We start from the raw sequence: 9,398 nt of genomic DNA, 5'->3' as shown, positions 1-9,398 counted from the left end.
TGCGGTCATCAATTCGGGCAGACATTATGAAAAAAACTACCAAAATAATTTGGTTTGTCCATAGAAATCAAGTCGGGCTGCGACAATGCGATGTTTAGATATTAATTAATCCACACCATTCTCCTTCATCACTTTATTCAAAAATTTCAACATAAAAATTCCTAAAACAAAAGCAAAAATCAACAAGGCAAAATTCACAAGGAAGTAATATTCCTTATTGTCATAATTGTACCAAGTGCTTGCAAGGATTCCGGAAAGCTTGTTTCCAACAGAGTTGGCGAGGAAGAATCCACCCATCATCAAGGCTGTCAATCTCGCAGGCGACAATTTTGAAACCACAGATAATCCCATCGGGGAAAGACAAAGTTCACCAATCGTCACAACGCCATAACTGGCAACCAGCCAAAGTGGAGACACTTTCACAGCGCCATTTTGTCCGGCAAACACGGCGCCCACCATCACAAGACAGGACAAAGCGGTGATGAAAAGACCAATCATAATTTTCGTTGGCGTCGTCGGTTCTTTTCCACGCTTTCGGAATAATGCCCAGAATCCGACAATCACCGGCGTAAGGACAATTACCCAAAATGGATTTACAGATTGGAAAAGTTCTGTATTGAAAAGGTAAACTTCCTGCTTGGGATTTGTAGCTAACTGAGCGCGTTCTTCTGGATTAATATTTTTAAAGTAAACATCTTTTCCAGAAACTTTGATTGTCTCACCAGCTTCATTTTTCTGAGAACGGAATTGGTCATCATAAACTGCAACTTCTCTGTCTTCAAAAGATTTTCCAGTTGTTCCGTCTTTTCCGTCTAGCATATAAATACCACGCATTGGTTCCACTAATTTTCCAGGAATACTCCTATCTGTGTAGTAATTTGCCCAACGTGTCAAAGCTGTTCCGTTCTGTTTGAAAATCGCCCAGAAAAACATACAGACCAAAAATATCATAAGCAAAGCCCCGATCGATCTTTTCTCATCTTTATGAGCCTTGACGTAAAGTGAAATATAAAAGAAAATTACAGGGACACAAGCGAAAATAAACGCATCTGTACTATCACTTCCAAAGATATTTCCTGGAATTATCCAACCGATTGCACCAACAACCAACGCCGGTAAAAAGACTTTCAGTAGAACGTCAGAAATCTTGCTGTCGCCTTCTTTCGCCGCTTTCATTTCACAAGCGTGACGGATATGTTTTAACCCGAAACTGAAAATCACCAAGCCAATCAACATCCCAACACCTGCTGCGATGAATGCCTCGCCCCATCCAAATCGGTTTCGCATATACGCCGCAATAATGTTGCAGATAAACGCCCCAATATTGATTCCCATATAGAAAATATTGTAGCCTGTATCTTTATTTTTTTTATAAGGTTCTTCAGAGTAAAGATTACCCAGAATTGTAGAAATCGTGGGTTTGAAAAACCCGTTTCCGATGATAATTAATCCTAATGAACCATAGAATAATGGCAACTCTTTGAAAAGTCCCAATCCAATATAGCCAGCAGCCATCAAAATCCCGCCGAGGTAAATCGATTTGATGTAGCCAAAAAGTCTTTCCGCCAAAAATCCACCAAGAAAAGGCGTCAAGTAAGTCAAGGCAATGTAAGTTCCGAAAACATCGTCCGCCATTTTATCTGGCAATCCAAGTCCGCCTTTGTCACCGTTCGGTTCTATGACATAAAGGACAAAAATCCCTAAAATCAAATAATAACCAAAACGTTCCCACATTTCTGTGAAAAATAGATAGGGTAGGCCTTTAGGATGTTTAGTTTTCATACAGTTTATTTTCTTGCGTCGTAAAAATAGAATTTTAAAATGAATAAAAAAATTTTAATAACTTTGATAAAAAGTAGTCAAAATGGCAATCACAATAAAACATTTAGAAGAAAATATCAAAACACTTCCCGAGGATTTGTACGATGAAGTGAATGATTTTATGGATTTTTTGAAATTTAAATATTCATCAATTGATAATCACAATGAAATTCCAGATTGGCAAATTGAGGAAACCAATAAAAGGTTAAAGTATATTTCGGAAAATCCAACAAGCATCGTTTCAGAATCTGAAATGAGTGATTATATTGCAACGTTGAAGGATGAAAAGTAGAATTGATTTTTCTCCTTTTGTAAAAACAGACTTGAAGGAAATCAAAGATTGGTATAAGAAAATAAATAGGAAATTAGTCGATAGATTTTTTGAAGAGTTTGAAAATGAGATTAAATTTCTGGGGCGAAATCCTTTGTCAAAGGAAATTAAATATAATGACTGCAGAATTTGTTATCTGAAAAGTTTTCCATTTGGAATTCATTATCAATATTTTGATTCAAATCGTTCAATCTTTATTATTGGTGTTTATCACTCATCACGAAATCCTAAAATTTGGAAAACTAAATTATAAAAAAAATCCGCAAAAGAAAACATCTTCTGCGGATTTTTTTATCTTCCAGCTTCGGTCTTCCGACTTCCAGCCTTTTACAAATTCTCCAAAATAAAATTCGTCATCTTCTCATAAAGCTGAGGTCTGGTGTTCCCACCATAAATCCCGTGATTTTTATCCGGATAAGCCATAAACTCAAACTGTTTTTTGTTTTGAATCAAAGCCTCGGAAAGCTCCATCGAGTTTTGGAAATGCACGTTGTCATCAGCCGTTCCGTGAATCAAAAGGAATTTTCCTTTCAATAATTTAGCAAAAGTCGTCGGTGAATTCTGGTCATAACCTTCAGGATTTTCTTGCGGTGTTTGAAGGAATTTCTCCGTATAAACACTGTCATAATATCTCCAGTTCGTCACCGGCGCCACAGCAATTCCCAGTTTGAAAACGTCCGCACCTTTCGTCAGAGCTAGTGAACTCATATAACCACCAAAACTCCATCCGAAGATTCCGATTCTCGATTTGTCAATATAAGACTGATTTCCGAACCATTGCGCAGCAGTAATTTGGTCTTCGGTCTCGTATTTCCCGAGTTGCTTATAAATGACTTTCTTGAATTTCGAACCTTTGAAACCGGTTCCACGGCCGTCTACACAAGCGACGACGTAACCTTTTTGAGCCAGCATTTCGAACCAAATCCCGTTGCCGCCGTCCCAAGAATTAGAAACCTGCTGAGAACCCGGACCGGAATATTGGAACATAAATAATGGATATTTTTTATTCGGGTCAAAGTTTTTTGGCTTGATAATCCACGCGTTCAGTTGGTCGCCAACCGCATTTGGAATAGTGATGAATTCCTTCGTCACGAAGTTGTCCTTCTGAAGTTTAGAAAGCAACTCATTATTATTCTGAAGTTCCTTGATTTCCTTTCCGGAAGCATCTTTCAGCACATATTTATTAGGCGTTCCCGCAGTCGAATTGGTGTTGATAAAATAATTAAAAGACTTACTGAAACTCGCCGAGTTATTCCCTTCAGGATAAGAAATCAACGTTGTTTTTCCGGAGTTGATGTTCAGCTTAGAAACCACCTTGTTCAAACTGCCTTTCTCTGTCGTTTGGATGTAAGCCTCTTTAGTTTTTGGGTTATAACCGTAGTAATCGGTGATTTCCCAGTTGCCTTTCGCGACTTGTTTTTTCAATTTTCCTGCTTGGTCGTACCAATACAGTTGTCTGTAACCATCACGCTCCGAAGCCCAAAGGAACGAGTTGTCATCCAAAAATTCCAAAGTCAGATTGTCGGTTTCTATCCACGCATTATCAGTTTCCGTCAGTAGCTTGGTTACATTGCCGGATTTGGTGTCCACTTTCAAAAGATCTACGTGACTGTGATGTCTGTTGCTGGTGGCCAGCACAATTTCGTCTTTGCCGTTCGTCTGCCAAAGTTGCGGAATGTAATAATTCTCAAAACTTCCCAAATTCAAAGCGGTTATTTTTGCCGAATTCAATTGATAAAGATTCGCCGTCACCGTCGAGTTCGTTTCACCTGCTTTCGGATATTTGTAGCGCATCTCCGTTGGATAGAGCGATTTACCATAGATTGGAATATAGATTTCCGGAACTTTCGACTCATCGAATCTCACGAAAACGATTGCGTCACCCGCTTTGTTCCATTGGTAATAATCCGCGTGGCCAAATTCCTCCTCATAAACCCAATCTCCAAGACCATTGATGATGGAATTCTTCTTCCCGTCATTCGTGATTTGCGTGATTTTCCCTGAAGCCAGATCCTGATAAAACAAATTATTATCCACAATGAAAGCCACTTTGCTGCCATCAGGAGAGAATTTAGGCTCCTGAATGTAATTGCCATTATTAAGAGAAGTCACCTTATTCGATTTCAAATCCTTCACATCAAATTTCCCTAAAAATGAATGTCTGTAAATCGGCTCACTTCCTTTTTGCAGGAGAATCTTAGACTCATCAGCAGAAAAAATATAAGATTCAAAACTTCCATCCACGATGTTGCCGGACTTCTGAGACGTTTTATAATTATATTTGGCGATACCATCTTTTTCAATCGTAGCATAGTTTTCACCATCATTCAGGGACGCGATGCCTGCAATCCCTTTTCCGCGGTAGTAGCCGGAGTAGATTTTATCGAGTGTAATTTCCTGAGCAAAAGTGTTTTGTGAGAAAACTGCCGTCATCATAACAACAGATAAGAGAACTTTTTTGTTCATAATTTTTTATTTATTTAAGGAATTCACGAACCTTGCGGTTTCATTTTTAAGATTTTAATGACGTAAATATAATAAAGATTAATGGGTTTAAGAAGAGTCCATCTAATGTTATCTATTACAGTCAATTTAACTCCTGTAACAATGTACCTAAGCATTGTAAGGATCTACTCAACACCTGTATTAGTCTACTAAACTCTTGTAACAATCTACATTCGTTCTGTAATAATCTACATTAGTCTTGTAACAGTCAATTTAAGTCTTGTAACAGTCTACTTAAGTCTTGTAACAGTCTGCTTAAGTCTTGTAACAGTCTATTTAAGTCTTGTAATAGTTTACTTAAGTCTTGTAACAGTCTATTTAAGTCTTCCTTTTATCTACTTAAGTCCTCTGATTGCTTACTTAAGTCTTCTGACAGTCTACTTTAGTCCTCTGATTACTTACTCAAAACCTTTGATAGTCTACTTAACTGCTTTGATTGTCTACTCAATTCATTTGACAATCTACTTAAGACCTTTGACAGTCTACTCAACATCTTTGATTGTTTACTCAAGTCATTTGACAGTCTACTTAAGACCTTTGTTTACTTACTCAAGATCTTTGATTGTTTAATTAACCCTTTTGGTAGCCTGATGAATTCCTGATAACTATCAACCTACAGCTATCAACCAAAAATCCCTATCTTTGCGCCAGTAATATTCTCACTTAAACCGTTTATAGCATGCAACTGTACAACACCTTAAGCGCAGAAGAAAGAGCTCAACTAATCGATGAAGCTGGTAAGGACCGCCTTACATTGTCTTTCTATGCGTACGCCAAAATCGAAAACCCAAAGAAATTTCGCGATGACCTTTTTATAGCCTGGAACGCCTTGGATGCGCTCGGCCGTATCTATGTGGCGCACGAAGGAATCAACGCTCAGATGAGTGTTCCCGCAGATCAATTTGAAGCCTTTCGTGAGACGCTGGAAGTCTATGATTTTATGAAAGGCATCCGCCTGAATGTCGCTGTAGAGCAGGATAATCACTCATTTTTAAAGCTAACCATCAAAGTCAGAAATAAAATCGTTGCCGATGGTTTGAATGACGAGACTTTTGATGTCACTAACAAAGGCATCCACCTGAAAGCTCAGGAATTCAATGAGATGTTGGCGAATCCAGATACGATTGTCGTAGATTTCAGAAACCATTACGAAAGTGAAGTGGGTCATTTTGAAGGTGCCATTACACCAGACGTTGAGAATTTCCGTGAAAGTTTGCCGATTATCAATGAGCAATTGCAGGATTTCAAAGAAGACAAAAATCTTTTAATGTATTGTACTGGCGGAATCCGTTGTGAAAAAGCGAGTGCTTACTTTAAACATCAAGGTTTTAAAAACGTTTACCAACTGGAAGGCGGAATTATTGAATATGCCCGTCAGGTAAAGGAAGAAGGTGTTGAAAGTAAGTTTGTTGGGAAGAATTTTGTGTTTGACCACAGATTAGGCGAAAGAATTACGGATGATATCATTGCGCAATGCCACCAGTGCGGAAAACCTTGTGATAATCACACGAATTGTGCGAATGATGCTTGTCATTTGTTGTTTATCCAATGTGATGATTGTAAAACTGTGATGGAAAATACTTGTTCTTCGGAATGTCTGGAAATTATTCATTTGCCAGTAGAAGAGCAATTGGCGTTGAGAAAAGGACTTCAGGTTGGGAATAAAGTGTTCCGAAAAGGGAAATCTGAAGCTTTAAAGTTTAAAAATTCGGGTGATTTGACAGATAAACCTTTGGCTAAGGCAAAAGATATTCGACAGAAGATAAAAGTGAAGAAAACCCTGATTGGAAAGGCGGAACATTATTATACTAAGTCAAAAATTGCTCAGTTTTTATTGTCAAATGAACTTTCTGGTGGTGATAAAATTTTGATTTCCGGACCAACGACTGGAGAACAAGAGGTTGTTATTAAAGAAATGGTTGTTGATGGAAATTCGGTTGAAACTGCAAAAGCTGGTGACCAAATTACTTTTGAGCTTCCGTTCAGAGTTAGATTGTCGGACAAATTGTATAAAATCTTATAAAATAAAGATGGATTTAAGTCTCACAAAAAGCGAACTTAGAAAACTTTATAAGGCAAAAAGAATGGCCTTATCGCAAGATGAGGTCAATTTTTTGTCTCAAAAACTGCTTGAAAAATTCATTTTACAATTTAATCCTATTGAAAATCAAAAGATTAATACTTTTTTGTCAATTGAAAAATTTAATGAAGTGAATACTCAGTTTTTCATCGATTATTTTTTTGAAAATAAAATCAGAGTTTTTGTTCCGAAAATTCAAGGTAAAAAGATCATTTCTATTGAGATTTTCCATTATTCAGAATTTGCAATTAACAGGTGGGGAATCAAAGAACCAATTTCTAATATTGCTTCAAACGTAGATCTGGACTATGTTTTGACGCCTTTGCTTTATTGTGACAACTTAGGGAATCGTGTAGGATACGGAAAAGGTTTTTATGACCAATTCTTTTCTGCGAATGTTAATATTGAAAAAAAAATCGGATTGAATTTCTTTGAACCGAATGAAATTATTGCAGATGTTTATAAAAAAGATTTTCAATTAGATGTATTGATTACTCCAACTGAAATATTTTATTTTAATTAAATAATTGATAATCATATGTATTATTTTGTAAATTACTTTTACAAGGTTATTACAAGTTATTTTTTAATGATTTTTGTCAGACGGTGCTAATTTTGTCTTGTAATTATAACTCGATAATTAAGACAACAATAATATAATAATAATTAATTTAAATTTTTAGAACATGAAAAAGTCATTATTCGTAGCTGCTATCGCTGCTATCTCTCTAGTAGCTTGTAACAAAGCTGACAAAGTTGAAACTGCTGCTGTTGATTCTGTTGACGCTACTGCTGATTCTACTGTTGCTGCAATCGATTCTACTGCAGATGCAACTGTTGATTCTGTAAAAGCTACTGCTGATTCTGCTAAAGCTGAAGTAAAAGCTGACGAGAAAGCTACTAAAGAAGAAATCAAAAAATAATTAAATCCCAGATTTAATTAATACAAAACCCGCTAATTAGCGGGTTTTGTTGTTTTAGTAGTATCAGATTCTTTTTTATAAAAATTATTAAAGTAGAATTTGAATTCTTTCTGAAACTTTACCGGAGAAGCTTTCAGCATATATTGTGCATTCCGATTAACTGTTGTGATGTATGTTTTTTTCTTGTCATAATATTCTACATCAAAATTGGCAAAGTCTAAAGTATCTTGTTGCACCACAGATTTTGAAGTTTTTAAATTGTTCACTTTGGCAAATCTTACTTTCAGACTATCCATTTCTTTCAACAAAGGTTTAAGATTGTTAGAATCTTTGGTCATAAAGTGTGCCTGCATCTGTGTGTAAATAACCGAATCGATTTCTGTATCCTTATTTCCAGATGTATAGAGTGTTGAAAGATCCAATAGATCCTGAATTTTTTGAGAAGTGATTACATTGATCGCCTGTAAACTATCAAGACTCGATTTTGTGTACGTTACTCTGTTATTGGCATTTCTTATCGTCTCCAGAGAATTATCTTCTCCATCGTACTTTTTGTTACAGGAAATAATTCCTGTTGTAATTATGGATAGAGCTGCTATCCAACAGTAAAATTTATTTTGATTTTTCATCTTCTGTGATTCTGAATTTTATCATTACAATTTTTCCATTTTCCATCTGTGAATCAATTACTTCCAGGTTCTCGAGGGAAGTCGTGGGAAGCGTAACCAGCGAAATGTATTTTTGCTTATTCATTGTTTCTATTCCATAAATATCGCTGTCAACAACTTGATAAATTAATGCTTTGTCGCTAATCAGTCGATTGAGTTGTTCCGTTTTCTTCTTGAAATCTTTTATCGATTTGGAATAGTAAAATAACTGAATTGCATAATCATTCGGTTTCAGTTCTATGTTTTCTGATTCCGGTGCATTTGTAAGATCTCTCGTCACTTCATCTGTTTTATAAAAAGGAGAAGAAATGATCATTTTCAATTTCTTGCTCTTCGTTTCATAAACAAAAGGTGAGTTGGGTTTTACTTTGAAGAGAATAGGAGATTCATTATCACGAATGATTTTTACATCCAATTCTCCTTTTATAGATGAGTTTCTGTCTGCGTCTGTAAAAGCATAAGTGTATTTTTTATAAAATAAATTATCATAAAACACCAATACAAGGACGATTGCAAACAATAAAACCGAAATCCCCAGCCATAAATACTTTTTCAAAAAAATCTGATTTTTATTGTCAGCATTGGCTTTGTAAATGATTTCCTCAGTAGTAGGCTTCTCAACAGGAAGTTCTGGCTGTGGAATCTCTATTGGATCTTCTTTTTTTACCGTACTGTTCTCCTGTTCAACGATTGCTGGTGGTACTTCAGTCGTTTTCTTGTCTTCAACTAATGGGTTTTTCTTTCTGAATTCTGACCAGGAATTGTAGCCAATATACACGGAAAGGATATTTAACATATCAATTCTTGGAATTTTCTCCTGTGCATTGTTCTTGAAATAGGTATAAAAAGTTTTTTCGCTGATATTTCCTTTCGCTTTTTGCCTCAGATCTTCCTGAAAATAAATAATATCAATACCTTTCCATTTCGAAATATCATCAAAGGATGGAGAATGCGACTCAAGATATTTATCCTGAACCGCCTTTTTTAAGGATTGGAAATATAAAAATTCTATCTCGCTCAAAATTATAAATATGCTTAATTAATTGATTTACAGTTATTCTTATTTGTAA

Annotated in this window: 9 protein-coding genes; 5 read left to right on the top strand and 4 right to left on the bottom strand. The window is 36.0% G+C overall.

Features of this window, described 5'->3' with window-relative positions; all coding sequences use genetic code 11:
• Positions 1-105: 105 nt before the first annotated feature.
• A complete protein-coding gene (locus OPU68_RS12975) occupies positions 106-1,782 on the bottom strand; it encodes a peptide MFS transporter (RefSeq protein ID WP_498474408.1) in 1,677 nt (558 codons plus the stop codon).
• Positions 1,783-1,864: 82 nt separating this feature from the next.
• Between OPU68_RS12975 and OPU68_RS12970 the strand changes: the two genes are divergently transcribed.
• Together OPU68_RS12970 and OPU68_RS12965 are read left to right on the top strand one after the other, a co-directional pair.
• Positions 1,865-2,113, top strand: coding sequence for a DUF2281 domain-containing protein (locus OPU68_RS12970; RefSeq protein ID WP_498474407.1), 249 nt, complete (start codon positions 1,865-1,867; stop codon positions 2,111-2,113).
• Positions 2,103-2,405 (top strand): type II toxin-antitoxin system RelE/ParE family toxin, encoded by a 303-nt coding sequence (locus tag OPU68_RS12965; RefSeq protein WP_498474406.1) that lies wholly within the window; start codon positions 2,103-2,105, stop codon positions 2,403-2,405. Before OPU68_RS12970 ends, OPU68_RS12965 begins: the two co-directional genes overlap by 11 nt.
• A gap of 74 nt (positions 2,406-2,479) precedes the next feature.
• Here OPU68_RS12965 and OPU68_RS12960 read toward each other — a convergent pair whose 3' ends face one another.
• Entirely contained in the window at positions 2,480-4,618 is a 2,139-nt protein-coding gene (locus OPU68_RS12960; RefSeq protein WP_498474405.1) for a S9 family peptidase, read from the bottom strand.
• Positions 4,619-5,336: 718 nt separating this feature from the next.
• On the opposite strand from OPU68_RS12960, the gene trhO reads away from it, so the two are divergent.
• The 3 genes from trhO to OPU68_RS12945 all read left to right on the top strand — a co-directional run bounded on the left by trhO (position 5,337) and on the right by OPU68_RS12945 (position 7,660).
• Complete coding sequence (trhO, locus tag OPU68_RS12955) at positions 5,337-6,680, top strand: oxygen-dependent tRNA uridine(34) hydroxylase TrhO (protein WP_498474404.1); 1,344 nt, start codon at positions 5,337-5,339, stop codon at positions 6,678-6,680.
• Positions 6,681-6,687: 7 nt separating this feature from the next.
• Positions 6,688-7,260: a 5-formyltetrahydrofolate cyclo-ligase gene (locus tag OPU68_RS12950; RefSeq protein WP_498474403.1), complete on the top strand. Its 573-nt coding sequence runs from the start codon at positions 6,688-6,690 to the stop codon at positions 7,258-7,260.
• A 163-nt stretch (positions 7,261-7,423) separates the two neighbouring features.
• Positions 7,424-7,660, top strand: a complete 237-nt coding sequence (locus tag OPU68_RS12945; protein ID WP_498474402.1) for a hypothetical protein — start codon at positions 7,424-7,426, stop codon at positions 7,658-7,660.
• A 32-nt stretch (positions 7,661-7,692) separates the two neighbouring features.
• On the opposite strand, the gene OPU68_RS12940 is transcribed toward OPU68_RS12945, so the two are convergent.
• Positions 7,693-8,289, bottom strand: a complete 597-nt coding sequence (locus tag OPU68_RS12940) for a hypothetical protein (RefSeq protein ID WP_498474401.1) — start codon at positions 8,287-8,289, stop codon at positions 7,693-7,695.
• Entirely contained in the window at positions 8,273-9,349 is a 1,077-nt protein-coding gene (locus tag OPU68_RS12935; protein ID WP_498474400.1) for a hypothetical protein, read from the bottom strand. The genes OPU68_RS12940 and OPU68_RS12935 overlap by 17 nt, the downstream gene beginning before the upstream one ends.
• Positions 9,350-9,398 lie beyond the last annotated feature (49 nt).

The sequence above is a fragment of the Chryseobacterium sp. TB1-D10 genome, assembly GCF_059803555.1.
This window is presented reverse-complemented; position numbering and strand designations above follow the sequence as displayed.

Coding starts and splice junctions, on each gene's coding strand:
- OPU68_RS12975 (WP_498474408.1), bottom strand. CDS start 1,782: ATGAAAACTAAACATCCTAAAGGCCTACCCTATCTATTTTTCACAGAA.
- OPU68_RS12950 (WP_498474403.1), top strand. CDS start 6,688: ATGGATTTAAGTCTCACAAAAAGCGAACTTAGAAAACTTTATAAGGCA.
- OPU68_RS12960 (WP_498474405.1), bottom strand. CDS start 4,618: ATGAACAAAAAAGTTCTCTTATCTGTTGTTATGATGACGGCAGTTTTC.
- OPU68_RS12970 (WP_498474407.1), top strand. CDS start 1,865: ATGGCAATCACAATAAAACATTTAGAAGAAAATATCAAAACACTTCCC.
- trhO (WP_498474404.1), top strand. CDS start 5,337: ATGCAACTGTACAACACCTTAAGCGCAGAAGAAAGAGCTCAACTAATC.
- OPU68_RS12965 (WP_498474406.1), top strand. CDS start 2,103: ATGAAAAGTAGAATTGATTTTTCTCCTTTTGTAAAAACAGACTTGAAG.
- OPU68_RS12940 (WP_498474401.1), bottom strand. CDS start 8,289: ATGAAAAATCAAAATAAATTTTACTGTTGGATAGCAGCTCTATCCATA.
- OPU68_RS12945 (WP_498474402.1), top strand. CDS start 7,424: ATGAAAAAGTCATTATTCGTAGCTGCTATCGCTGCTATCTCTCTAGTA.